This is a genomic window from Ruegeria profundi (assembly GCF_001507545.1).
Taxonomy (GTDB): domain Bacteria; phylum Pseudomonadota; class Alphaproteobacteria; order Rhodobacterales; family Rhodobacteraceae; genus Ruegeria; species Ruegeria profundi.
Map to the genome: position 1 here is coordinate 397,390 of NZ_LQBP01000002.1, position 24,127 is coordinate 421,516.

Genomic DNA, 24,127 nt, shown 5'->3' on the forward strand with positions numbered 1-24,127 from the left:
CTATTGCACCATTCGTGCCGCTGCGCGAGCGATCACCATCTCTTCATTTGTGGGAATCCTGAGAATACGGACCCGGCTGAAATCTGTCGACAGCACTGTGCCGTTATCCGCGTTCCTGTTCGGGTCGATCTCAATTCCGATCCAGCGCATCCCTTCGCACACTCTGCGACGAATCTGGGCTGCATTTTCACCAATTCCGCCCGTGAAAACCAACGCATCCAATCCTTCCAACGCAGCGGACAGAGCCCCAAGTTCACGGCGAACGCGGAATACATAATAGTCGATGGCCCTGCGCGCCTCGGGCGTTTCAGCAGCAAGCAATTTACGCATGTCCGACGAAAGCCTTGACAGACCAAGCAATCCGGACTTGCGGTAAAGGGTATCGGCGATCTCATCCGCACTCATGCCTTCTTGCTGCATCATGTAGAGGACGACGCCCGGGTCCAGTTGGCCGCTGCGCGTGCCCATCGGCAGCCCGTCAAGCGCGGAAAAGCCCATGGTCGAGGCGACAGCGCGCCCACCCGACACCGCGCACATGGAGGCACCATTGCCCAGATGAGCGATGACCACGCGACCATCGTAGAGGCTTGGGGCAATCTCTTTTAGTTTTTGCATGATGTAATCGTAGCTTAGGCCGTGAAACCCATACCGACGCACACCCTTTTCATAATAGCTTAGCGGCAGGGCAAAAGTATCGTTTACCCATGGATGGGTCCGGTGGAACGCAGTGTCAAAACACGCCACCTGCGCTGTCCCGGGAAACGCATCGATGGCAGCACGTATACCGGTAAGGCTGAAGGGTTGATGCAGCGGTGCAAAGGGAATGAAACCTGCCAAAGTATCCATAACCTTCTGATCAACCAGAACGGGTTCGGAATAGACCGCCCCGCCATGCACGACCCGGTGGCCCACAGCGCGGATGTTGATATCTGGCAGTTGTTCGCGGGCCATCTCAAGAAACGCACGGATTGCTTCATCATGGCTTTGAGTTTTGGCAAGCGGCTGATTGATCGTCTGCCCATCTGTGAATTTCGCCAATAGGCGCGGCGCGTCACCCAGACGCTCGATCTGACCATGCCAGCGCACGCACGGGAGGTTGTTCTCGGCCAGTTCATACAACCCGAATTTCAGTGAAGAGGAACCGGCATTCAGCGCAAGAACATGGTCAACCATGTATTTTGCCCTTGTTCGCCTGCGCATGCAGGGCCGCCACCGCGCAGGAGGCCAGCCGCGAAGCATCGTCGTCTGCCCGTGACGTCAGGATAATCGGTGCAGCGGCACCGACGACGATCCCCGCCGCCTCGGCATGTGACATATAGGTAAGCTGTTTCGCCACCATGTTCCCCGCTTCGATATTCGGAGCCACAAGGATATCCGCCGACCCGGCGACCTGAGACGTGATGCCCTTTGTGCGTGCTGCGTTCAGGTCGACCGCATTGTCCATGGCAAGCGGCCCATCAACCATTCCGCCAGTGATCTGCCCCCGCTCGGCCATTTTTGACAGCAATGCTGCATCCACCGAAGATTGCATATGCGGGTTGATCGTCTCGACCGCCGAAAGCACTCCGACCTTGGGCGTTTCAATCCCGATGGACTGCGCGAGGCGGATGGCGTTTTGCACGATATCGGCCTTTGTCTCAAGGTCGGGGGCGATGTTGACGGCGGCATCCGTCACCATGATGGGTCGTGAAAACCCCGGAACATCCATAACAAACACGTGCGACAAGCGGCGACTTGTCCGCAGACCCCTTTCGCGGCGCAGAACCGCGTGCAGCAGGACATCCGTGTGCAAATGACCCTTCATCAAGGTTTGCGCCCGGCCTTCGACGACGAGGTCCACCGCCTTATGCGCAGCGACTTCGTGGCTTGTGGCTTCGATCACTTCGATTCCCGACAGATCAGCCTCCAGCGCTGCTGCGGCGGCGGCAATCTTTTCAGGATCGCCCACAAGGATCGGTGTAATGATATCTTTGGAATAGCCCAGCAAGGCACCGCCCAGTGCATTCGGTTCTTCCGGTGCAACCACGGCAGTTGGCATGGGCTCCAGTGGCTCAGCCTTAGCTATCAACGCATCAAAATGCCGATGGCGCTGGACGATAAGGCCCGGAACCTCGACCGAGTCAAAGGCCATGTGCTTGGCCGGGGGCGTCACCTGCACCTCACCGCTGAGGATCAGGGCATTGTCACTTACGCGGCGTACTTCGGCGGCGCAGCGGAGATCGCCGTCAGCAAGCTTTTCAACCACGGTGACACCTGCGGTCAACTCGTCACCAGCGATCACAGGAACATGAAAGGACAGGTTCACCCGGCGGGTCTGCGTTCCCGCACCCGGCAGGATATTGCCCAGAACCGCAGCGATCAGACCAGCGGGCCAAAGCGCAGGCGCGACCGCCTCGGGGCGGCCATCGCCATCACCGTCATAGCCAGCAAGGTGCAAGGGGTTATGATTGCCAGACGCTGATGCAAACGCATATAGATCGTCGATTGTGCAGAGTCGCGTCAGCTGCGCTGTTTCCCCGACCTCTACCTGAGCGAAAGTGCGGTTTTCCCTAATCTTCATTTTGACTTGGCCTTGTTTTCAGTCATGTCCTCGCGTTCCTGCGGGTCGGATGCGGGTTTGGCCGGAGTGTCGGATTTCTGTTGGCCCTCAGCAAGATCGAGTTTTTTGTAAAGCGCATGCGCCATCTCGACAAGCTTGGCTGAAGGGTTGGGGATATCGCCCAGGATGCGTTTGAGCAGATCAACCGCCTGTTGCCTGTCCGATGTCGACGGCAAAAGATCGGTTAGCGTATCCATCGCGCCTTGCTCGTCTAGGGTGACAATCACAGTCTGTTCGCGCAGCATGTACTGACGCTGCTGCACCGTCAGATCCTTGAAAGGGGCCTCATTTTTGAACACATGCGCCCAGCGGTGCAGAATTTCAGATTTGAAACTCTTGTTGCTTTTGGCCAACAGAACCAAAAGACGTATGACAGCCTCGGCCAGCCCACCTTGTCTCATATGGGCCAATTCGGCTTCAACCTCGGGTAACGCTTTTAACGTTTCGGGATCGGGCAAGGTACGCAACGCGGCATTTTTCTTTCCGAACCACGCAGCCAATGGACCGCCCCATAGAGAGAAGAACAGGCATTCGCACCAGGCATCCCGCAGATCGCGGTTCAGGTCCATCATCTGCTCAATCCAATCGGCTGTCTGCTTCTCAAGGACAAGGAATGGGTTATCCGGGCTGACTGGCGCACGCTTATCCCGCACAGCCTGTGCCAACGGCTCAACGCCCTTCAACGCAGGGTTTGACGATGACATCACCGCCCGCTGAACCCTCAGGGGATGCAGGTTTCGCAGGGCATTAGCCCCAACCGGAGTAGACGTAGACCGAACAAAGGGACGTCCGAAGGTTTCGTAGATGTTCGCCTGAACCTCGGACATATGCGCCACAGCTGCAAAGCTTGCCTCGTCATGCTGGCCGTCATCCAGTGCGGCCAGATCATCCATGGTCCGCTCATGGAACCGAACCTCGAACCGCTTGTCCTGGCCTTCGCCTTCGATGTTTTCGATCACCATCTCATACAGCCCCGGAGCCATCGCTTCGACCGTTTCGAGGGTCGAGGCCAGCTCGGTATGCTCTTTGCGCGCCACTTTGGACGACACGAAAATACCAAGATGACCGACCTCGTCATGCAGCATGTAGATGATCCGCTGACCGCGTATCCGGATTTCCTCTTCATCCGCATAGGTCGCAGCGATCCAGTTCAGCGCTTGTTGCGGCGGGGTGATGTTGTCACCCTGGCTGGCAAAAACGAAGATAGGTCCTTTGACCGCCTTGATGTCGATAGGCACGCCCGGTTCCAGCTGCGCCGTGTTCTTGACCAACCGGTTTCCGACGAACAACTGCTCAACGATCCAGTGGATTTCAGCCTCGTTCAAAAGAAAATAACCGCCCCACCAACGTTCGAAGTCGATAAAGCGTTTCCGTCCCCCGTCTGGTTCGCGGTAAAGATCGAAGTACTTCCCAAAATAGTTCCGGCCAGGGTTCAGCTGTTCGAAATTCATCACCAGATTGGCACCGTCAAATTGGCCCCCGCCTACGTCTGACCAGAACATCGGCTGCCACGTTCCACCCAGTACGCCTGCGATGTAACGCATCGGGTTGTCGCCCACTTCGCCCGACCAGGGGGCGATCGGCGCTCCGTTCAGGATCAGCGGCCCGGTCAGATCAGGATTGCAGGCTGCCATCAACAGTGTAGCCCATCCACCCTGGCAATTGCCTGTCACAACAGGCTGAGGGCTGTCGGGATGGCGCGCCCGAACGGAGCGGACGAACCCGGCCTCGGCATGCATCACATCAGCAAGTGTCTGGCCCGAAACAGGGTCGCGGCCGAAGCTTACGAAATAGACAGGGTGCCCCTTGGACAAGGCGACACCAACCTGACTGTCGTACTTAAAGCCGCCGATACCCCCGCCATGTCCCGCCCGCGGGTCGATGATGATGTAAGGACGGCGCGTGTTATCAACCTCAATCCCATCGGGGGGCAGGATGCGCAGCAACTGATAGTTACAAGGTCGTTTCAGGGTCCTGCCGTCAACAATCACCTCATAGTCGTAGACAAGGACCGGAGGGCACCCCTCGGCCTCATGCTCTAGGAATACGTCTCCCCGCTCACGCAGCGTGTCCATTGTCAGCACTACACGCTGTGCGGCATCGTTCAGGTAGGCCGCCCAATCATCCAGAACCGAAGCCGAGCTTGCGATACGGTGTGAGACATCTGTTAAGCCTTCCATCAAATCCCGCGACCGCGCGGCATGGGTTTCGGTCATCCTTGCCGATTGCAACTGGGCCGATCGGGCCAAAAGGTTCCATTGGACACGTGACCGATCCGTTAGACGGGCCGCAATATCAGCCGTTCGGTCAGTTACTTCGGCCGCGCTTTCAACCATTTCAGAGCCAAGTTTAAACGAGGTCTTCTGTGCATTGGAAATCATGAGCCTCTCCTCTACCCGACGATGTTGTAACCGCCGTCAATCAGGTGAATACCGCCGGTGACATTGAACGCCTCGGGGCTGGCAAGGAATGCGGCGTAAGCCCCGACATCCTCGATCGTCGCCAGATGATGGGTCGGTGCCCGCGCGGCGGCATCATCCAGAAGGGCGTCAAAGTCGGATAAACCCGAGGCAGCCCGTGTCCGGAGCGGTCCGGGTGACAGCGCGTGAACGGATATTCCTTTGGCCCCCAACTCGCTTGCGGCATAGCGTACCGACGCCTCGAGCGCGGCCTTCACTGGACCCATTATGTTGTAGTTTTCGATGACGCGGGAGGCCCCAAGAAACGACACAGTCATGCACGTACCGCCCTGCCCCATCAGCGGTTCTGCCAGTCGTATCATCCGCAGGAAGGAATGCACCGAGATATCCATGGCCAGCGCAAACCCCTTAGGTGACGTGTCGATGACACGCCCATGCAGATCGTCGCGCGAGGCAAATGCGATTGAATGCACCAGCGTATCCAGCCGACCCCAACGATGGGTGATCTCGTCAAACAGAGCCTTTGCTTGGTCCGGGTCACGCACGTCCAGCGGCATTACAATCGGCGCGCCGATCTGTTCGGCAAGTACCCGCACATGAGGCTCGGCCTTTTCGTTCAGAAAAGTCAACGCGACTTCTGCCCCCTGCGCGTGCAAGGCGCGCGCAATTCCCCACGCGATGGACTGGTCGTTGGCGACGCCCAAGACGACAGCTTTCTTGCCTTCCAGCCTGAACATTCCACCCGTCCTCTGCAGTTTTCTGCGTCGCAGCATAGCTTGTTTCACAATGATACTCAATTTTATTGCTGCAACGCCGCATAGCAGCGAAATGTAACATGTAAATTTGGACAGATGGTCTAACGACAATTAGCATCGGTTCATTACAGACGGGCACGTTTATTAAACTAAACTCCTGACCCAGCCCTCCGATCCAGCACCAAACCTTCGCCGCCTACATCGCGTTTGGCAGACCTTTGCGAAATGTGGTCGGGGTCCGGCCAAACTCCGCCTTGAAGGCCCGCGTCATCGCGCTGGCATTCTCGTACCCGCAGCGGCCTGCGATTTCCGCAATGGATTGCTCGGTCTCTTCTGTCAGCTTTCGCGCAAGGTTCAATCGCAACCGCCGGTACAAAGCTTGCGGCGTGGTGCGCAGCTCGGCCCGAACCCGCATCTCAATCCGTTTTTGAGAACAGCCGATTTTTCGGGCAAGGCTTGCAATCGACAAAGGCGTCTCAAGGTTGTTCTGCATAACCGCCAGCGCGCGGTTTACTAGGGTGTCTTCGGATTTCAATGGAAGAACATAACGGTCTGCGGCGTTGCGGCTCATCAGCAGATGCGCGACTTCCATCGGCAGCAGCGGGCCATGGTCCCGGCGTATAAGGGCCAGAGCCAGATCAAAAGCCGCCATCGCGCCCGTACAGGTCAAGCGGTTGTCGTCGATGACAAAACGTTCTTGCACGGCATCAACCGATGGAAAGGCTTCTTCAAACCGCATCAACTCATCCCAATGGATTGTCGCGCGGTGATCATCAAGAAGGCCCGCGCGCGCCAGCAGCCAGCTTCCTGTGTCCAGCCCGGCCAATTGCGTATGGCGCCGGGCAGCCGCAAGCAACGCCCGAACAGTTTCCCGCGTGTCCAGTGCCAAGTAACCGTAGGAGGGCATAACAACCAGCACATCACCACTCTGATCGCGCAAGGTCCCATGCGGTGAAACTTCCAACCCGCTGGAACTTTGGACCGGACCACCGTCCAGAGAACAGTAGTGCCACGAATACAATCTCTGCCGCGACAATGTGTTTGCGGCACGCAGCGGTTCAACCAAGTTTGCAAGGCAATGGTTCGAGAAGCCGTCAAAAAGCAAGATGTTGTAGCGGCAATTCATTTTTTCCAACTCTGCACGGAAATCGACCAATACTGCATGTCGTCAGCTTGAGCTTTGACGTTTCATTCGTCAACCACAAACCCAGGAAGATGCGCTATGCAGTTTGGTCTGTCAGAAGAACAGGAAATGATCGTTTCGACGGTCCGTAGTTTCGTCGAAAATGAAATCTACCCCCACGAAGACGCTGTTGAGCGCAGCGGACAGGTTCCGCATGAACTGGGGGAACAGATCAAGCAGAAATGTATCGATCTAGGCTTTTATGCCTGCAACTTTCCCGAAGACGTCGGGGGGGCGGGGCTGTCCCATCTAGATTTTACGTTGGTCGAACGTGAATTGGGACGCGGATCTATGGCGCTGACGCATTTCTTTGGCCGCCCGCAGAACATCCTGATGGCTTGCAACGAAGAGCAGCGGGAACGCTATCTTCTACCCGCAGTGCGGGGTGAGAAGATGGACGCCCTCGCCATGACCGAACCGGATGCAGGATCGGATGTGCGCGGAATGAAATGTCAGGCTGTGCGCGATGGCGGCGACTGGGTCGTAAACGGCTCAAAGCACTTTATCTCGGGCGCCGAGCACGCAGACTTCTTTATCGTCTTCATTGCAACCGGCGTAGACGAAACTCCGAAAGGCCCGAAAAAGCGGATCACAACCTTTCTGGTGGATCGCGGCACGCCGGGGTTCGAAGTGCGCGAGGGGTATAACTCGGTCAGCCACAAGGGCTACAAGAATTACATCCTTTATTTCGATAATTGCCGCCTGCCCGATGCGCAGGTCCTGGGCGAGGTCGATGGCGGCTTTGCTGTGATGAACGAATGGCTTTACGCCACGCGCCTGACAGTTGCGGCCTTTTCGGTCGGGCGCGCGCGTCGCTGCTTTGACTATGCGCTGAACTATGCCGCCGAACGCAAGCAATTCGGCCAGCCGATTGGCAAGTTTCAGGGCGTCGGGTTCCAAATTGCCGACATGATCACCGAGATTGACGCGGCTGATTGGCTGACGCTGTCCGCGGCATGGCGTTTGGATCAGAAACTGCCTGCAAACCGTGAAATCGCCTCGGCCAAGCTTTATGCCTCAGAGATGTTGGCACGGGTGACAGACACGACGCTGCAAATCTTTGGCGGCATGGGTTTGATGGATGACTTCCCGATCGAACGGTTCTGGCGTGATGCGAGGGTTGAACGCATATGGGATGGGACCAGCGAAATTCAGCGCCATATCATCAGCCGTGATCTTCTGCGTCCGTTGGGCGCCTGAACATGAGCAAAGACTTAACCCGGCTGCTGCGCCCAAATTCCATCGCTGTAATCGGCGGCGGGGCATGGTGTCAGCAAGTCATCTTACAAGCTGAACGATTGGGATATGCCGGTCAAATCTGGCCGGTTCATCCCAAGGCACCTGATATCGGGGGGCACGCGGTGTTCACCCGTCTCGAAGACCTGCCCGAAGCCCCGGATGCCGTGTTCATCGGCATCAACCGGCACGCCACAATCGAGGCGGTGCACGCACTGTCAGCCATGGGCGCTGGTGGGGCCGTCTGTTTCGCCTCGGGCTTTTCCGAGGCGGTGGCCGAAGACACCACGGGCGGTGACCTGCAGGATCAGCTGATTGCCGCCGCGGGGGACATGCCCATTCTCGGCCCGAACTGCTATGGCTTTATCAACGCGCTGGACGGGGCACTGTTGTGGCCGGATCAGCATGGCGCAACACGGGTGGACAAGGGCGTCGCGGTCCTGACCCAAAGCTCGAACATCTCGATCAATCTGACCATGCAGAAACGCGCCCTGCCCATAGCTTATATGGTCGCCTGCGGAAACATGGCACAGACCAGCCAGGCTGAGATCGCATCAGCCCTGATCGACGACCCGCGCGTGACAGCCGTTGGTCTCCATATCGAAGGCTTCAAAAATATTCGCGAATGGGAGGCACTGGCTGCAAAGGCGTATCAGAAAGGTGTGCCACTGGTTGCCCTCAAAGTTGGCGCGTCAGAGCAGGCGAAAGCCGCTACCGTTTCACATACTGCGTCGCTGGCAGGCAGCGATGCAGGCGCGCAGGCTTTGTTGGATCGGTTGGGAATACCGCGTGTGACGGCCCTCCCCGACTTTTTGGAAACGTTGAAACTGCTGCATTGCTACGGCCCTCTGCCAGGTGGCAACATTGCCTCGATCAGCTGTTCCGGGGGTGAGGCCAGCCTGATTGCAGATATGGCTGTCGGCAGCGGCCTGACGTTTCCAAGCCTGAACAATGATCAACGAACCCAACTGCGCGCGGCACTTGGGCCAATGGTTGCGTTAAATAACCCGCTGGACTATCACACTTATATCTGGCGTGACGAAGGTGCGATGGCGCAGGCATGGGCCGGAATGACGGGCGACAACGTTGATCTGACCGTATCTATTGTTGACTATCCCACCACCGACCCTTCGGATTGGGTTTGCACAACGCGGGCTGCCCTTAATGTACACGCCAGCACGGGCGCGCGATTTGCAATTGCCGCCACACTGCCAGAACTCCTGCCCGAAGACATCGCGCAGGAGTTAATGGCCGGGGGCGTCGTTCCCTTGATGGGATTGCGCGAGGCTCTGTCCGCGATCCGCGCCGCCAGCCAGGTTTCTGCACCAGTAGACGACCCCGTTTGCCTTCCGGGCAGGGCCAAGGCATCCACCACTCTGACCGAGGGCGAGGCAAAGCAGGCACTGGCGGCATTTGGGTTATCAGTCCCGCGCAGCCAAACGGTGCGCAGCCCGGCAGCGGCTTTAGCCTCTGCGCAAGAGATGACGGCGCCTTTTGCTATCAAAGGCGTTGGGCTTGCCCACAAATCCGAGCATGGCGCGGTGCGCCTGGGGGTCTCCGCCAAGGATGTCACGGATGTGGTCGCCGATATTGGAACGGATGAGGTTCTGATCGAAGAAATGGTCACTGGCACCGTGGCCGAAGTTCTGGTTGGAATTGTCCGCGACCCGGCACACGGATTTGTCCTGACCCTTGGGGCGGGCGGTGTCCTGACAGAGGTGCTGCGCGATACCGTGTCTTTGTTGGTTCCCAGTTCGGCGAGCGCGATCCGAGCGGCCCTGACAAAGTTGAACATTGCGCCTGTTCTGGCGGGCTATCGCGGTCAACCCGCGGCTGATATGGATGCAATCGTTGCTGCAGTGCAGGCCATTCAAGCCTATGCCATTGAAAATGCCGACACGCTTGCCGAGCTTGAGATTAACCCGCTTCTTTGCACGCCGGACAAGGCCGTCGCAGTGGATGCACTCATTAGAAAGGCCTGAGAAATGGACCCGATCAAAACCCGGCGTGACGGCGCCATTCTAGAGGTCACGCTGGATCGACCGAAAGCCAATGCCATTGATTTGGCGACCAGCCGCATCATGGGAGATGTCTTTGCCGAGTTCCGCGATGACCCGGAACTGCGCGTTGCCATCCTGACCGGTGCGGGTGACAAATTCTTCTGCCCGGGTTGGGATCTGAAAGCCGCCGCCGATGGCGATGCGGTCGATGGTGATTATGGTGTCGGTGGATTCGGCGGTCTGCAGGAACTGCGCGACCTGAACAAACCGGTTATTGCGGCGGTCAATGGTATCGCTTGCGGCGGCGGCCTTGAACTGGCTTTGTCTGCTGACATGATCCTTGCCGCAGAGCACGCCACCTTTGCCCTGCCCGAAATCCGCTCAGGCACGGTTGCCGACGCGGCCAGCGTCAAACTGCCCAAGCGCATCCCCTATCACATCGCAATGGAGCTGCTGCTGACCGGGCGCTGGTTCGACGCGGAGGAAGCCAATCGGTGGGGGCTGGTGAACGAAATCATCGCCGCTGATCAACTGATCGACCGCGCGTGGGAGGTGGCCCGTCTTTTGGCCTCGGGTCCCCCACTGGTCTACGCGGCGATCAAGGAAATCGTCCGCGACGCCGAGGATGCCAAGTTCCAAGATACCATGAACCGCATCACCAAACGGCAGTTGCGCACGGTCGATGCCCTGTATGCCAGCGAAGACCAGACGGAAGGGGCGCGCGCCTTTGCGGAAAAGCGCGACCCGGTCTGGAAAGGCAAGTAATCGATCAGCGTTGCGGCGGTGTTAGCCACTGTGCCGACATGCCATAGTTGGTGCTTTTCAGTTCTTGTTTCGCAATGGCTTGCAAGTGCACCTCATCCGGCCCGTCGGCATAGCGCAGCGCCCGTGCCCATGTATAGCTATCGGCCAATGGCGTATCGGGTGTCATCCCCATGGCACCAAATACCTGCATCGCGCGGTCAGTGACGGTCGCGTGTACATTGGGTGCGACAACCTTGATCAGCGAAATCTCACGCCGCGCCGCTTTGGCGCCCACCTGATCTATTTTCCAGGCGGCCTGTAACGTCAACAAACGGGCCTGTTCGATCTCAAGCCGCGATTTCGCGATCCATTCGCGGATCACGCCCTGTTCCGAGAGTTTCTTGCCAAAGGCCGTCCGCTCTTGCGCCCGTTCAACCATAAGCGACAGCGCCATTTCCGCCGCCCCGATCGAACGCATACAGTGGTGAATGCGGCCCGGACCAAGCCGCGCCTGCGCCAAGGCAAAGCCGCTGCCTTCTTTGTCCAACAGATTCCCGGCAGGTACGCGTACGTCCTTGAACAACAGCTCGGCGTGACCTTCGGGGTCATGCATGTTCAGGATTGTTGGGTTGCGGATAATCTCAAGACCCGGCGTATCCCGTGGAACAATGACCATGCTTTGTTGTTTGTGGCGGTCGGCGCTGGGATCGGTCTTGCCCATCACAATGAACATCTTGGTATTCGGATGGCAGGCATTAGTGATAAACCACTTGCGGCCATTGATAACGTACTCATCCCCCTCGCGCCGGATCGAGGTCGTGATATTAGTCGCGTCCGAGCTGGCCACATCGGGTTCCGTCATCGCAAAAGACGACCGAATTTCACCGTTCAGCAGCGGCACCAACCAATCTGCGCGCTGCTCGGGCGTTGCGAACATATGCAACAATTCCATGTTGCCAGTATCGGGCGCATTACAGTTGAACACTTCTGACGACCAGCTGACCTGACCCATCAGTTCGGCCAAGGGCGCATATTCCAGATTGGTCAATCGCGTACCGGGCTCATCATCGCGCAGCGACGGCAAGAATAGATTCCACAGCCCCTCGGACCGCGCCAAAGCCTTCAGCTCCTCCATGAAGGAAACAGGGAAGATACCCTCTTCGATCTGTTCTTTGTGATCGCGGATGCGCGGATAGATATGCGCTTCCATAAAACCTTTGAGCTGGTCGCGGATTTCCACGGCGCGCTGTGATGGGGCAAAATCCATGACGGTCCCTTTTCAGACTGGTGCAACAAGACGTTAGCTTGCCGGTACCCTAGCCGCGTCCCTTGCTTTTGTGAAATCGACTTATGCAATCTCAGGCTAAAAAATTACATGGAATCACTGTGTCGGGAAAAACCCTTTGAGTTCCAAGGTTTTATTTCCGCAGTTTTTGAATGAGAGAGCCAAGCGAGTACACAAAATCGCTTTTCAGGAAATCGTGTGTGGCACCCAGACGATCCGAACAAAGATCGCAAGAAAGAACAGCACGCTACCCGTCAAAACGAACACATGCCAAATAGTGTTATGAAACGGCAACCGCTCCAGCAAGTAAAACCCAACGCCCGCTGTATACACAACGCCACCCGCGATGATCAACCAGACTACCGTGGGTGAAAGCTCGGCCAGCATGGTTTGCCCGGCCCAGACAATCGCCCATCCCATCATCAGGTATAGAAACAAGCCAAACCACCGGAAACGGCTTGGGTCGATCAGCTTTAACACCGAACCGATCGTTGCCGAAGACCATAAACCGACCAACAGCCCCGGAGTTTGCCCTGCTGATAGCAGAACAAACGGCGTGTAGGTGCCAGCAATCTTCACGTAGATGCCCGAGTGATCAAGGCGCCGCAACACATCAGACCATCGATCGCTTTCCACCATGTTATAAAGCGCCGAAAACGTCAGCATCATAACCAGTGTCGCGCCATATATCGAGACGCCCAAAACAGCCTCGGGCTCGGTCCTGAGAAAGGCGGTGATCGTGATCAGAACCGGCACGGCCATAAGCGCCAACGCCACGCCTAATATGTGCACAACCCCGTCGCTGACACGTTCTGCGCGGGTATAGGCCGGACGGATGTCTGTGAAACGCCACATACTTTAAAAGTAGGCCCGGAAACCGACGCGGGCAAGTTCAACGCGGGTGAATACAGGAAATCGGATTTTTTACCTGCTTGGTCAAACCTGACTGTCTGGACCAGTTTCTTTTTCCAGAGCAGTTCACAGATGCGGTCCCCGATTGCCGAGGTCATCGAAGTCAGCGTGCGAATTGCCGGGATAGACATACTTGAAACGCCCTATCCGCAGGCGTGACATAGCTGGATCGTTCGGCCAAAAGCCGTCTAGATCGCCTTCCAGCTATCCCCCATCAGGCTGTAGGGTGAAAACTCAAGGAACTCCGCCCGGAACGGCAGCGCGTCATAGATGCGCAGCCCATGGTCCAGATGAAACCGCCAGCCCCTGTTTGCACCTTTAAAGCCCGCGATATCGGGGTGGCCATCGGCCAAAACCTCTACAGTGCCCGTCAGCATCAGGGTATCTCCGGTCTGATAGTCCGGAAACAGCAGACCTGCCTTTGGGTTCAATAGAAAATTGCCCAGAGTATTGAAAAAGTTGTTGCCGGCAAAGTCCGGCACCAGCAAGCTGTTGCCCTCAACCTTGACGAACCCGGCCCGTCCACCCCGGTGCGAGACATCAACGCCTGCCTGATCCGGCGTGTTTGCGTGGCTTGCGACATAGAATGAATTGGCACCTGCAATCGTATCCCGCGCCTTCGCATCCAATTCAACAAAGCGGTCGTTTGCAGGGCGGTCTATGACGGCCTTTGGATCGCGGACGAACGAAACGTCATGCGTTTGAATATATTTTGGGCAATTGCCGAAGGACTGAACCACATCCAGCGAAAACCCATGATCCCCGACCGTACCCACAGTCGCGGTGGCTCGGTTGCGACGGCGTGTGGACAGCTCAATCCCAAGAACACCGATCGGTGCTCCGGCCTGTAATGCGGCATTGAGCGGGTCGTCCGCCAAGGGTCGCGCATCAAGGTCCAGGCGTCTTTCGTGTGGCGTCTGTATGAACCCCGAACGGCCCGAGATCATTGACGCCCACGGCCAGCCATCGGCGTCGACGCTGCCTAGGACCAGAAAGGGAAGCTTGCCAAAGAACTCTCGATGCTGGTCGGGCATGAACGGACGAATGAACTTGCGACCGAATTCCTCGATCCTGTCGCGCCTACCGACGCGGGACTGCATCTCACGCTCGCCAGCATGAAAAGGCGATGTCATTTCAGTGGCTTGATCGTTCATGGCAGACCTCTTGTGTTGTGGGATTGAAGGCCAGTCGCGGGTGCGACTGGCCAATTGCATAGCAGGATCAGGCTGCGTTCAAGCCAACTGCGGTGCTTGGCATGGGGACAAATCCATCCAGCGCCTCGACATTGGCCAGAAGGCGACGCACATTCGCATAAGGCTCAAGCGAGATGCCACCCTCGGGCGCGTGTGCTGTGTAGCTGTAGATTGCAACATCCGCGATGGTTGGCGCATCACCGACCAGCCAGTCGCGGCCCTCCAAGTGGTCATCCAGCTTTTTCAGAACATTGGCCGCAGTGGCGTGGGTAAAGTCCATGTTCAAGGGTGCGTTGAACACGTTGATCAGACGCGCTGCGGCAGGGCCGAACGCAATCTCACCCGCAGCGAGGGTCAAAAACTTCTGCACCTCGGCTTCACCGGCAGGATCAGAAGGCAGGTAGGAAGGCGCGTATTTTCGTGCCAGGTAGACCAGAATGGCGTTGCTGTCGCTTACAACCACGTCGCCGTCTTGCAATACGGGCACCTGACCCGCCGGGTTGAGCGCCAAGAACGGCTCGCGCTTGTGCTCACCACCAGCAAGATCCACGTCGATAACGTCGTGTTTAATCCCGGCAAGGTTGGCGAACAGACGGACCCGGTGCGAGTGACCGGACAGAGGGAAGCTGTGAATTTGGATCGTTTCGGACATCTGGAAACTCTTTCTCTGATTGAGGGGTTAGGCTGTTGATCAGCATCTGTGCCACAGACATAGTTTGCTTTCACTTGGGCGATAATATACCAATTTGGTGAATTACTATGAACGTGGCGTAGACAATGGATACGATTCAAGGCATGCGAGCTTTTGCGGCGGTGGCAGCACATTCGTCATTTACAGAAGCCGCAAAACAGATCGGTATCAGCACCAAACTGACCAGCAAATATGTTGGCCAGTTGGAGGATCGTTTGAATGCGCAGCTTTTCAACCGGACCACGCGAAGCGTCACCCTGACCGATACTGGGCGATCTTACTACGAACGCTGTCTGCCCCTGCTAGAGCAGTTCGATGAACTGGAAAGCCTTGTCCAAAAACGCCAGACAGAATTGGCGGGGCGCATACGGATTACTGCGCCGACGGGCTTTGGTTCGGCTGAATTGATCCATCTGCTGAAACCTTTTCAGACCGAGCATCCAAAGGTCTCGATTGAACTGCACCTGTCAGATCATCATGTTTCGATGGTTGAAGAAGGCTTCGATCTGGCCATTCGGTTCGGCGTTTTGAAGGAGTCGAACCTTGTCGCACGCAAGCTGACGGACATGCGGATTGTATGCTGCGTATCACCCGAATACCTGGCACTGCACGGGACACCTAAAGAACCGGCAGCACTGGCAACCCATAATTGCCTGCTTCAGACCACCGGCAGCTTTTCTGACCACTGGGCGTTCAAAGCAAAAGGTCGAGAATACACGGTTCCGGTTTCGGGCAACTTCCGCGCAAACTCACCGCGTGCGGTTGCACATATGGCTGCGGATGGACTGGGGATCGGGCGGATTCCGCTTTATACGGCGCAGTCCTTTTTGGACACAGGAAAACTGCAACTTCTATTCGAAGAGCAAGAGGCTTTATCGCTGGGCCTTTACGCGGCCTACCCGCAAAACCGCCACCTGACCGCACGTATTCGTGCGTTGATCGACCATCTTGCGGCGCAGTTTCGCGGGGTTTGAAAACGGCGTTTCGATTGTAACCCTTCGCATCGGTACTCAAATCGCACCGTAGGCAGACATTTTCACCAAGCAGTTCACCGGCGTGTCTGTTTCAGAACGGAAAATGTCGCAAGTATTTCAGCGCCGGATTGGGCTTGAAATAACTTACGGCCACGAGGTGCCGCCATTTGATTCTCAGGTGGCGGAGAATTGGGAAGCCGGTGCAAATCCGGCACTGCCCCCGCAACGGTAACGAAGGTCAGGCTCAGCAATCAACCACTGGGAGGAGGATCCCGGGAAGGTGCTGAGACCGGGCGCAAGCCCCTTCCAAGTCCGGAAACCAGCCTCGCTGATATGTCAAACTGCGGGTGGCGGTGGGGGCACGGGTTTCGGACGCGATCCTCACGCGCCTCCGGACTGGTCCCTCTTGTCATCTGCCCAAGCAATGCCGCGGGGCGCGGCAGGAGAGCCCGAAGTGAACAGAATTCAAAGCCTGTTGGCGCGTCGAAATCCGGCTTATGCCCTGGAACAGGCATTCTACACCGACCCCGAGATTTTTCGGACCGACCTTGAAACAATCCACTACCGCGACTGGCTGTTTGCCATTCCGGCATGTGAATTGGTCAAAGCAGGCGACTATGTCACCTATAACGTCGGTGCCTATCGCGTGATCATCGTGCGCGGTGCAGACAATCAAATCCGGGCGTTTCATAACACGTGCCGTCATCGCGGCTCGGTGATCTGCAAAGCGTCCAAGGGCAATACGCCCAAGCTGGTCTGCCCCTACCATCAGTGGACTTATGAACTTGACGGCTCTTTGCTGTGGGCGCGCGACATGGGTGCTGATTTCGACCCCAAGCAGCATGGCTTAAAGACAGTGCACTGCCGCGAGCTGGCCGGTCTGGTCTATATTTGTCTGGCAGAGGACGCGCCGGACTTTGATACGTTCGCCAATATCGCAGGAGCCTATCTCGAGCCACATGACCTGGGCAATGCCAAGGTGGCTTTCGAAAGCTCGATAATCGAGAACGGGAACTGGAAGCTGGTTTGGGAGAACAATCGTGAGTGTTACCACTGCGGAGGGAACCACCCCGCGCTGTGCCGCACTTTCCCCGATGATCCGACCGTAACCGGCATCGAGGGGGGCGCTCTGCCAGCGCATTTGCAGACCCATTTCGACCGCTGCGAAGCCGCAGGGCTGCCGTCACAATTTTACCTGCACGAGGATGGGCAGTACCGTCTGGCCCGGATGCCCCTGAAGGAAGGGGCCCAGAGTTACACGATGGATGGCAAATCCGCCGTGCGCCGCTGGTTGGGCCGATCACCCTTTGCTGATGCGGGATCGTTGTTGAAATTCCATTATCCGACCACGTGGAACCATTTTCTGGCGGACCATTCCATCGTTTTCCGCGTGACACCAATCAGCGCCACGGAAACCGAAGTCACGACGAAATGGCTTGTTCATAAGGATGCCGTCGAAGGCGTGGACTATGACCTGAAACGCCTGACCGAAGTTTGGGAAGCGACCAATGATGAAGACCGCCGGGTGGTTGAGGATAACCAGCAGGGTATCAACAGTCCGGCCTATGTGCCCGGTCCCTATTCTGCGAAACAGGAATCCGGCGTTTTACAGTTTGTCGATTGGTATTGCGCAACTCTGACGCGCCGATTGATCCCTGACGCTGTAGCTGCGGAGTGACGGTTATGGACGTTGTGACCTCGGCAGCAGCCGTCTGGCAGGACAGTGAAAGTTTGGAATGCGTCTCGGTCGTGCCCGAAATGCCAAATACTGCCAGCTTTACATTTAGGGCCCCTTCTGGCGCCCTTTTCAGCTACGAGCCCGGACAATTCCTGACGCTGGAAATTCCGGCACCGGGTCAGCCGGGCGGCGTTGTTCATCGCACCTATACAATCTCGTCATCGCCTTCACGACCCAGATCGATCACGATTACGGCCAAGGCGCAGTCCGACAGCATCGGCACGCGCTGGATGCTGGACAACCTGCAACCCGGCATGCGGATCAAAGCCATTGGCCCGGCAGGTTTGTTCACGAATGCCAAGAGTTCCTCTGGCAAATACCTGTTCATCTCGGCCGGTTCAGGCATCACACCCTTGATGTCGATGACAACCTGTATGTGGGATGAAGGGCGCGCGCTGGACGTTGTGTTCATCAATTGCGCCAAACGGCCGTCAGAAATCATCTTTCGCCAGCGGTTAGAGCAAATGGCCAGCCGGACACATGGGCTAAACTTGAAATTTGTCGTCGAGGAACCCGACCCGTACCGCCCCTGGACCGGGTATCAAGGCCAGTTTAACCAGCTGATGCTGGGTCTGATGGCACCGGACTATCTGGACCGCGAGGTTTATTGCTGCGGCCCCGAGCCTTTTATGCAAGCCGTGCGCGATGCGCTGGCCGGTCTGGGCTATGACATGGAAAACTACCACCAAGAGAGTTTCGGCGCACCTGTAGAGACCGAGGCGCAGCAACCGGAACTGGATGATGTTGTTCCCGACGACGACACCAGTGCCGAAATTCTTTTCGCAAGCTCAGGCGTCACGGCGAAGGTGGCCGAAACCGATACGGTTCTGGCGGCTGCACGGTCTGTTGGTCTGAATATCCCATCAGGCTGTACGTTCGGTGTATGTGGAACTTGCAAGGTCAAAAAGCTTAAGGGTGACGTCCACATGGTCCACAATGGCGGCATTTCAGAAGGTGATATTGAGGCCGGGTACATTCTGGCCTGCTGCTCGAACCCGATCGGAAAGGTCGAAGTCGAAGTCTGACAAACAATAGTAGCGCGGGCGTCTTGAGACGCCTCCGCCAATTGGCGTTGCCCGAACTGTGAATACCGCCTGAGAGCGGGATCGCCCGCAACACGCCAGCTCTGCGACTGCATTCCCAAGCCGAAGCTGGTGCGCGGGTTACAACCACTGCTGCGTTCATCACCTGTGTTACGGATGCACTGCGAACAGCTTAACGTGCGCCCAATTCACGCGAAAACGCTTACGCAGCGTTTTCTTCGCCGTAATTGCGCGCCTTGGACATTTTACCAATCCCCGGGTTGAACGAATTGGTCGGATCGCACCGTTTGTAATGGGCCGCCAGATCGGGCTTGGCCTCGTACAGGTGGCCAACATTATGTTCTGCCGGGTATTCCGCTCCGCGTTCATCCAGAATTTTGAGCATAGCAGCCTTGATCTTTTTAGGGTCACATCCCTTTTTGACGATATAATCCTGATGCATCACATGGCACATCAGGTGGCCGTAGTAGACTTTGCCCAAAAGCTGATCCGTGATCTCGGCGGGCAGAGTTTCGAACCAGTCACGATCATTGCGGCGCAGCGCGATATCCAGCGCCAGGATCTCTTCGACCTCAGCCGCATGAACATGGCCATACCGCACGGCGGCACCAGCGGCGGCAAACCGATGCAATCCAGCAATCTTGGCTTCGCGCGGCGTGCAGGTGACAAACTTTGCACCGCGGTTTTCGAAGAAACCGGGCAGAAACCCAGATGCCTCTTCGATACCGCCATCGTGCATTTTCAGGATGAGGTGGTGTTCGTACTTGTCACGAAACTCATGCAGGAATTTCGGCAGATGCTCGGGCCATAGACGCGAGGCAATCTGCATGAATTTGTCCGTAAACCCTCGGGTCAAGGCGAACTTGTTCAGACGCGAGTCCACCGCGCCCTTTAATGCAAAAAACATCGGAAGCCGGTCGGTTCCCAGCTTGTCGATCATCACCAGCGTGTCCTTGCCGTATTTCGCGGCGATGTCGAAACACTCGCGGTGTACGTATTCGGCTGAAACCGGCAAGGTTTCGAAGTTTTTCAGGATGTGACGCCGCAATTCTGTCAGGTCAGCGGGATCGTTTGTTCCGATGTAGAAAACCTGCTCGCGGTCATAGGTCGGGAATGTGTCAAGCCGGACTGCGAAAACCGCCAGCTTGCCCGCGCAGCCGGACGCCTCAAACAACAGGCGATCATCGTTGTTATAGCGCGAAGGTGTATCCGCATCGACATCTCGCAAGATCGTGGTGTAATCCGGGTCCGAGGCATTGCGGCCCTCGGGCGTGGGGGCGTTCTTGTCGAAATCTCCAGCTTCAAGCCGCGTCAGGATTTCCTCGGGAGAGTTGCCCAGATCCAGACCCAGATGGTTCACCAGCGTCAGTTCGCCCTCTGCGGTAATCTGGGCGAACAATGCAAGCTCGGTATAGCTGGGGCCGCGTTCGCATAGTGAGCCGCCCGAGTTGTTGCAAACCCCGCCCAGAATCGAAGCGCCGATGCTGGACGAGCCGATCACGGAATGAGGTGTCCGCCCCAACGGGCGCAGCTGCTTTTCCAGCTCAAACAGTGACGCGCCCGGAAAACTAAGCACCTGCTGCCCACCTTGCAAAAGGTGCAAAGCATTCATTCGGCTCACGTTGATTAAAACAACGTCGCGGTCATAACCGCCTTTGGGTGTGGACCCTTCTGTCAGGCCGGTATTTGAGGCTTGCATGATGACGATCTTGTCGGCTGCGACACAGGCCTGCAGCACCTTCCACTGTTCCAGCAGGCCACCGGGTTGAACGACACACAGCGCCTGACCCGCGCCCGAGCGAAAGCCGCGCCGGAACCTTTCTGTGGCGCGCTCTCCCGTCAGGACGTGGCGCGATCCGACGATCGAGCGAAAGAGTTTGATCAATGCGTCATTGGTCATTTCGGCTCTTGCCTCTGACTAGGTTGTTCGAAAGCGGATATTTTCGCGGCTCAGTTGGTCGACGCTGGTGACGCCCATAAGTTTCATGTCGCGTTCAATCTCGGCACGCATCAGACCCAAGGCCCGCTCTACCCCCGCCTGACCTGCCGCAGCCAAAGGATAAAGATAATGCCGCCCAACGCCAACTGCTTTGGCCCCAAGCGACAGTGCTTTCAGAACATGGGTTCCGCGTTGCACACCGCTGTCCATCATCACGTCCAGCTTATCACCAACCGCGTCCACGATCTCGGACAGTTGATCAAAAGGCGTGCGTGACCCGTCAAGCTGACGGCCACCGTGGTTTGAAAGGATGATACCGGTGCACCCAATCTCGGCTGCACGCTTGGCATCTTCGACAGTCATGACACCCTTCAGGCAAAACTGTCCATCCCAATCGCGCACCATCTGGGCCACATCATCCCAGTTCATCGACGGGTCCAGCATATCGGTAAAATACCCACCAATAGAACTGGCACCACCGCCCATATCCACATGCTCTTCCAACTGCGGCAGGCGGAATTTCTCATGCGTTACGTAGTTGATCCCCCACATCGGCTTGATCGCAAACTGAATCATGCCGCCCAGCGTAAGGCGGAACGGGATCGAGAAGCCGGTGCGTAGGTCACGCTCGCGATTTCCACCAGTGATACTGTCGACGGTCAGCATCATGACCTCGACCCCGGCCTCTTTCGCGCGTTGCATCATGGCCGCGTTCAAACCGCGATCCTTGTGGAAATAGAATTGATAGACCTGCGGGTTCTTGTGTTTTTGCCGAAGTTCCTCAAGCGAGACTGTACCCAACGAGGAGACGCCGAACATAGTCCCGTACTTCTCGGCCGCTGCCGCAACGGCGCGCTCCCCCTGATGGTGGAACAGGCGTTGCAATGCTGTGGGCGAGCAATAGACCGGCATATCCAGTTTCTGCCCCATCACGGTAACGGACATGTCCACATCCGACACCCCACGCAAGACGGAAGGCAAGAGATCGCAGCGTTCAAACGCGTTGGTATTTTCGCGGTATGTCACCTCATCATCCGCGCCACCGTCGATATAGTTGAAAATTGGCCCCGGCAGCCGCTGCTTGGCCAGTCGCCGAAAGTCGTGGAAGTTATGGCATTGGCTCAGACGCATATTTCACGCTCCGTAACAGGCGACCCAAGGCAGCCGACTGGCAAGGAATGGCAAGAGAAGGGCCAACGCCAAACCGACCAACTGCGGCACCACCAAGGGTATGACGCGTTTTTGCACACGCATCAACTTGATCCGGTGCTGGCAGAGGCATTTCACCAATAGTGACACAAAGCGAACCGGCCGCGCTTGCGACTTGATCCGTTGCTGTAAAAGTCTGAGACAACAATCTGCGCGGCGTCAGTCAATTGTCTCGTAAAAATTCGACATATCAGTGTGATTTGACAAACCACAGTTGCAGGGTAGGCTGGTGTCACGAAGGCCGTTGTACGATTGATTTTGTTTTGCGCCTCTTCAGAGGCTTGGGTGTATAGATGAATCGCATTGAACTTGCGGAGGTCGCGTCCCGCGAATGGGATGTGATCGTTGTCGGTAGCAGTTTTGCTGCAATGTTTTTTGCACATGCTTTGCCGCTGGATTTGGACGTGCTTGTCATTGAAAAAGGTGCGTTTCGTTCTCACGAAGCGCAGCTTCGGGATGGCTGGGGCGCCAGGGAAACAATCGCGCAACGCAACACTTCGGGTTTTGAAAAAAAATGGCTGAGTTTTTCAGTCTTCGGCGGAAATTCCAACTATTGGCATGGGGACACGCCGCGATTTCACCCAGATGATTTCCAGATGAATTCACTGTTTGGCGTCGGGATGGACTGGCCATTCGGTTACGATGATCTTAGCCCTTATTATGAGCGGGCCGAAACTTTGATGGAGGTTGCTGGCGGCAAATCAAACCACATTATACCGCGCGCCAATCCGCATCCCTATCCGCCGCATCCAATGTCCCGTTCCGACAAGGTTCTGCGGAATTACAGCCCGTCGTGGGTTCCGCTGCCGACCGCGCGCGCGAGTGGTGGAACGCGGCCAAATTGTTGCGCGAACGGCGTATGCCGTATTTGCCCGGCAGGCGCAAAGTTCACGATCCTGAACGGTTTTGATCAGCTTGCACATCCGCGGGCCAGCTACGTCTTGGAAACAGAGTTCCGGGAGTTGGTGATCGAAGGTGGTCGGGCAACATATGGCATATTGCGTGGACCAAACGAGCAAGAGATCAAGGTCAAAGGCAGCATGTTCGCGCTGGGGGCCAATGCCATCTTCAACACTGCCATTCTGCTACGCTCCGGTGTGACGTCACCGGCGCTGGGACGGTATCTGCATGAGGAAGCCTCTCAGAGGGTGGTTGTCGATACGGCCACGATCAAGAACTACTTTGGCGGCACCTCTGAAACCAGCCACGGATATCATTTCTATCACGACACCGACCGATCGGAAGCCGCCGCTGTGCTGATCGAAAGCACGAACGCGATGCCCGACATTCGCGAAGAAGTCGGCAAATGGACCAACAGGTTGGTTCTGACCCTTGCGGCCGAGGATTTGCCTCTTGCCGAAAACAGGGTTCTACTTGAAAATGACGTTCCGGTCGTCGAGTGGACGGGCCACCATCCTTATGCATACAAGGGATTGCAGCGCGCGTTGGAGGGTCTGCCGGGCATCATTCCGGACACTCTCGACGGTATGACAGTCAGCGGCATTTTACCCAGCCAGGCCCACATCCAGGGCACGCACCGCATCAGTACCGACCCTGCAGAAGGGGTCGTGGATGAATATCTAAAGCTGCACGAGGCTCCGAACGTCTTTGCTTTGGGCGCCGGGGCGTTTCCGACCTGCTCACCGGCAAATCCGTCCCTGACTCTGTCTGCATTATCCTTACGCGCGGCGGAGGTAGTACGATGATAATTTCAAGACGTAGCGCATTGCTTGGAGGCGTATGTCTGGCAACCGTGATCGGCGGGCTTCGGTTTGCCCTTCAACCGGGCGCGATCAAAGCCCACGCGCAGCAGGTCATCGCGCGCGTTTATGGCCCGGAAATCGCCGAAAAGCCTGCAACTGAGGAGTTCACAAGCGCCTATGAGAGCTTTTTGATCAACAAGGGTATGCCCGGTCACGTTGCCAATGCAATCTTCAACCTGAAGGGGGGAAATCTTCCCTACGTGGATGACGAAAAGGCGAAACTGGATAGAAGTATTGTTGTCAAATTCGCGACCTCAACCAATGTCGTGCTTTCAACTGAGACCGGATCTGACCTGGAGTTTTTCGGAATTTTCCACCCAATCACGAATAGCTGCATCAATCAATTGTCACACAATGGACTGGTCTGGGCAGAACCGATCGCACAATCCGGGTGAGCTCCGCCAGATTGCGGGATGCTCGGTCAAGGCCATATCTACGCGGTA

General features: G+C 56.8%; 19 protein-coding genes and 1 riboswitch. Of the genes, 8 read left to right on the plus strand and 11 right to left on the minus strand.

From position 1 onward, the window contains the following. From AVO44_RS05310 to AVO44_RS05330, 5 genes are all read right to left on the minus strand, one after another. On the minus strand, window positions 1-1,173 hold the full coding sequence (locus AVO44_RS05310) for an acetate/propionate family kinase (protein WP_068333615.1): 1,173 nt from the start codon (window positions 1,171-1,173) through the stop codon (window positions 1-3). Continuing rightward, window positions 1,166-2,560: a bifunctional enoyl-CoA hydratase/phosphate acetyltransferase gene (locus AVO44_RS05315; RefSeq protein ID WP_068333618.1), complete on the minus strand. Its 1,395-nt coding sequence runs from the start codon at window positions 2,558-2,560 to the stop codon at window positions 1,166-1,168. Before AVO44_RS05315 ends, AVO44_RS05310 begins: the two co-directional genes overlap by 8 nt. Next, on the minus strand, window positions 2,557-4,980 hold the full coding sequence (locus AVO44_RS05320) for a DUF3141 domain-containing protein (RefSeq protein WP_068333621.1): 2,424 nt from the start codon (window positions 4,978-4,980) through the stop codon (window positions 2,557-2,559). Before AVO44_RS05320 ends, AVO44_RS05315 begins: the two co-directional genes overlap by 4 nt. Before the next feature lie 11 nt (window positions 4,981-4,991). Beyond that, a complete protein-coding gene (gene fabI / locus AVO44_RS05325) occupies window positions 4,992-5,756 on the minus strand; it encodes an enoyl-ACP reductase FabI (protein WP_068333624.1) in 765 nt (254 codons plus the stop codon). 214 nt (window positions 5,757-5,970) lie between these two features. Beyond that, window positions 5,971-6,900 (minus strand): GlxA family transcriptional regulator, encoded by a 930-nt coding sequence (locus tag AVO44_RS05330; protein ID WP_068334053.1) that lies wholly within the window; start codon window positions 6,898-6,900, stop codon window positions 5,971-5,973. Window positions 6,901-6,996: 96 nt separating this feature from the next. Between AVO44_RS05330 and AVO44_RS05335 the strand changes: the two genes are divergently transcribed. Genes AVO44_RS05335 through AVO44_RS05345 form a run of 3 tightly spaced genes read left to right on the plus strand, consistent with a single transcriptional unit; the run spans window position 6,997 to window position 10,958 of the window. Continuing rightward, window positions 6,997-8,157, plus strand: a complete 1,161-nt coding sequence (locus tag AVO44_RS05335; protein WP_068333627.1) for an acyl-CoA dehydrogenase family protein — start codon at window positions 6,997-6,999, stop codon at window positions 8,155-8,157. A 2-nt stretch (window positions 8,158-8,159) separates the two neighbouring features. Further along, the gene (locus AVO44_RS05340; protein ID WP_068333629.1) at window positions 8,160-10,175 is read left to right on the plus strand and encodes an acetate--CoA ligase family protein; all 2,016 of its coding nucleotides are present in this window, start codon (window positions 8,160-8,162) and stop codon (window positions 10,173-10,175) included. A 3-nt stretch (window positions 10,176-10,178) separates the two neighbouring features. Further along, window positions 10,179-10,958 carry a carnitinyl-CoA dehydratase gene (locus AVO44_RS05345; RefSeq protein ID WP_068333631.1) on the plus strand — a complete coding sequence of 260 codons (780 nt, stop codon included), beginning with the start codon at window positions 10,179-10,181 and terminating at the stop codon, window positions 10,956-10,958. A 4-nt stretch (window positions 10,959-10,962) separates the two neighbouring features. Here AVO44_RS05345 and AVO44_RS05350 read toward each other — a convergent pair whose 3' ends face one another. The 4 genes from AVO44_RS05350 to AVO44_RS05365 form a co-directional block, all read right to left on the minus strand. After that, window positions 10,963-12,204, minus strand: coding sequence for an acyl-CoA dehydrogenase family protein (locus AVO44_RS05350; RefSeq protein WP_068333635.1), 1,242 nt, complete (start codon window positions 12,202-12,204; stop codon window positions 10,963-10,965). A gap of 204 nt (window positions 12,205-12,408) precedes the next feature. Then, window positions 12,409-13,077 carry a PAQR family membrane homeostasis protein TrhA gene (trhA, locus tag AVO44_RS05355; protein WP_068333638.1) on the minus strand — a complete coding sequence of 223 codons (669 nt, stop codon included), beginning with the start codon at window positions 13,075-13,077 and terminating at the stop codon, window positions 12,409-12,411. A gap of 245 nt (window positions 13,078-13,322) precedes the next feature. Continuing rightward, window positions 13,323-14,288 carry a pyridoxamine 5'-phosphate oxidase family protein gene (locus AVO44_RS05360; RefSeq protein WP_099045648.1) on the minus strand — a complete coding sequence of 322 codons (966 nt, stop codon included), beginning with the start codon at window positions 14,286-14,288 and terminating at the stop codon, window positions 13,323-13,325. A gap of 67 nt (window positions 14,289-14,355) precedes the next feature. Continuing rightward, window positions 14,356-14,979: a glutathione S-transferase family protein gene (locus AVO44_RS05365; RefSeq protein WP_068333642.1), complete on the minus strand. Its 624-nt coding sequence runs from the start codon at window positions 14,977-14,979 to the stop codon at window positions 14,356-14,358. Window positions 14,980-15,104: 125 nt separating this feature from the next. On the opposite strand from AVO44_RS05365, the gene AVO44_RS05370 reads away from it, so the two are divergent. The 3 genes from AVO44_RS05370 to AVO44_RS05380 all read left to right on the plus strand — a co-directional run bounded on the left by AVO44_RS05370 (window position 15,105) and on the right by AVO44_RS05380 (window position 18,755). Beyond that, complete coding sequence (locus AVO44_RS05370; RefSeq protein WP_068333644.1) at window positions 15,105-15,992, plus strand: LysR family transcriptional regulator; 888 nt, start codon at window positions 15,105-15,107, stop codon at window positions 15,990-15,992. A gap of 138 nt (window positions 15,993-16,130) precedes the next feature. Then, a riboswitch (cobalamin riboswitch) is annotated at window positions 16,131-16,334 on the plus strand. An 82-nt stretch (window positions 16,335-16,416) separates the two neighbouring features. Continuing rightward, window positions 16,417-17,670 (plus strand): aromatic ring-hydroxylating oxygenase subunit alpha, encoded by a 1,254-nt coding sequence (locus AVO44_RS05375; RefSeq protein ID WP_082677394.1) that lies wholly within the window; start codon window positions 16,417-16,419, stop codon window positions 17,668-17,670. 5 nt (window positions 17,671-17,675) lie between these two features. Next, window positions 17,676-18,755, plus strand: a complete 1,080-nt coding sequence (locus AVO44_RS05380; protein WP_068333647.1) for an FAD-binding oxidoreductase — start codon at window positions 17,676-17,678, stop codon at window positions 18,753-18,755. A gap of 220 nt (window positions 18,756-18,975) precedes the next feature. Here AVO44_RS05380 and dld read toward each other — a convergent pair whose 3' ends face one another. Both dld and AVO44_RS05390 read right to left on the minus strand, forming a co-directional pair. Then, the gene (gene dld / locus AVO44_RS05385; protein ID WP_068333649.1) at window positions 18,976-20,673 is read right to left on the minus strand and encodes a D-lactate dehydrogenase; all 1,698 of its coding nucleotides are present in this window, start codon (window positions 20,671-20,673) and stop codon (window positions 18,976-18,978) included. 18 nt (window positions 20,674-20,691) lie between these two features. Continuing rightward, entirely contained in the window at window positions 20,692-21,843 is a 1,152-nt protein-coding gene (locus tag AVO44_RS05390) for an alpha-hydroxy acid oxidase (protein WP_068333652.1), read from the minus strand. Between the two features lie 371 nt (window positions 21,844-22,214). On the opposite strand from AVO44_RS05390, the gene AVO44_RS05395 reads away from it, so the two are divergent. Then, on the plus strand, window positions 22,215-23,627 hold the full coding sequence (locus tag AVO44_RS05395) for a GMC oxidoreductase (protein WP_068333655.1): 1,413 nt from the start codon (window positions 22,215-22,217) through the stop codon (window positions 23,625-23,627). Further along, entirely contained in the window at window positions 23,624-24,079 is a 456-nt protein-coding gene (locus AVO44_RS05400) for a hypothetical protein (protein WP_068333657.1), read from the plus strand. Before AVO44_RS05395 ends, AVO44_RS05400 begins: the two co-directional genes overlap by 4 nt. Window positions 24,080-24,127: the final 48 nt, after the last annotated feature.

What these genes read in the sequence shown, in the direction of transcription:
- AVO44_RS05310 (WP_068333615.1), bottom strand. Translation starts at nt 1,173, where the DNA reads ATGGTTGACCATGTTCTTGCGCTGAATGCCGGTTCCTCTTCACTGAAA.
- AVO44_RS05315 (WP_068333618.1), bottom strand. Translation starts at nt 2,560, where the DNA reads ATGAAGATTAGGGAAAACCGCACTTTCGCTCAGGTAGAGGTCGGGGAA.
- AVO44_RS05320 (WP_068333621.1), bottom strand. Translation starts at nt 4,980, where the DNA reads ATGATTTCCAATGCACAGAAGACCTCGTTTAAACTTGGCTCTGAAATG.
- fabI (WP_068333624.1), bottom strand. Translation starts at nt 5,756, where the DNA reads ATGTTCAGGCTGGAAGGCAAGAAAGCTGTCGTCTTGGGCGTCGCCAAC.
- AVO44_RS05330 (WP_068334053.1), bottom strand. Translation starts at nt 6,900, where the DNA reads ATGAATTGCCGCTACAACATCTTGCTTTTTGACGGCTTCTCGAACCAT.
- AVO44_RS05335 (WP_068333627.1), top strand. Translation starts at nt 6,997, where the DNA reads ATGCAGTTTGGTCTGTCAGAAGAACAGGAAATGATCGTTTCGACGGTC.
- AVO44_RS05340 (WP_068333629.1), top strand. Translation starts at nt 8,160, where the DNA reads ATGAGCAAAGACTTAACCCGGCTGCTGCGCCCAAATTCCATCGCTGTA.
- AVO44_RS05345 (WP_068333631.1), top strand. Translation starts at nt 10,179, where the DNA reads ATGGACCCGATCAAAACCCGGCGTGACGGCGCCATTCTAGAGGTCACG.
- AVO44_RS05350 (WP_068333635.1), bottom strand. Translation starts at nt 12,204, where the DNA reads ATGGATTTTGCCCCATCACAGCGCGCCGTGGAAATCCGCGACCAGCTC.
- trhA (WP_068333638.1), bottom strand. Translation starts at nt 13,077, where the DNA reads ATGTGGCGTTTCACAGACATCCGTCCGGCCTATACCCGCGCAGAACGT.
- AVO44_RS05360 (WP_099045648.1), bottom strand. Translation starts at nt 14,288, where the DNA reads ATGAACGATCAAGCCACTGAAATGACATCGCCTTTTCATGCTGGCGAG.
- AVO44_RS05365 (WP_068333642.1), bottom strand. Translation starts at nt 14,979, where the DNA reads ATGTCCGAAACGATCCAAATTCACAGCTTCCCTCTGTCCGGTCACTCG.
- AVO44_RS05370 (WP_068333644.1), top strand. Translation starts at nt 15,105, where the DNA reads ATGGATACGATTCAAGGCATGCGAGCTTTTGCGGCGGTGGCAGCACAT.
- AVO44_RS05375 (WP_082677394.1), top strand. Translation starts at nt 16,417, where the DNA reads ATGCCGCGGGGCGCGGCAGGAGAGCCCGAAGTGAACAGAATTCAAAGC.
- AVO44_RS05380 (WP_068333647.1), top strand. Translation starts at nt 17,676, where the DNA reads ATGGACGTTGTGACCTCGGCAGCAGCCGTCTGGCAGGACAGTGAAAGT.
- dld (WP_068333649.1), bottom strand. Translation starts at nt 20,673, where the DNA reads ATGACCAATGACGCATTGATCAAACTCTTTCGCTCGATCGTCGGATCG.
- AVO44_RS05390 (WP_068333652.1), bottom strand. Translation starts at nt 21,843, where the DNA reads ATGCGTCTGAGCCAATGCCATAACTTCCACGACTTTCGGCGACTGGCC.
- AVO44_RS05395 (WP_068333655.1), top strand. Translation starts at nt 22,215, where the DNA reads ATGAATCGCATTGAACTTGCGGAGGTCGCGTCCCGCGAATGGGATGTG.
- AVO44_RS05400 (WP_068333657.1), top strand. Translation starts at nt 23,624, where the DNA reads ATGATAATTTCAAGACGTAGCGCATTGCTTGGAGGCGTATGTCTGGCA.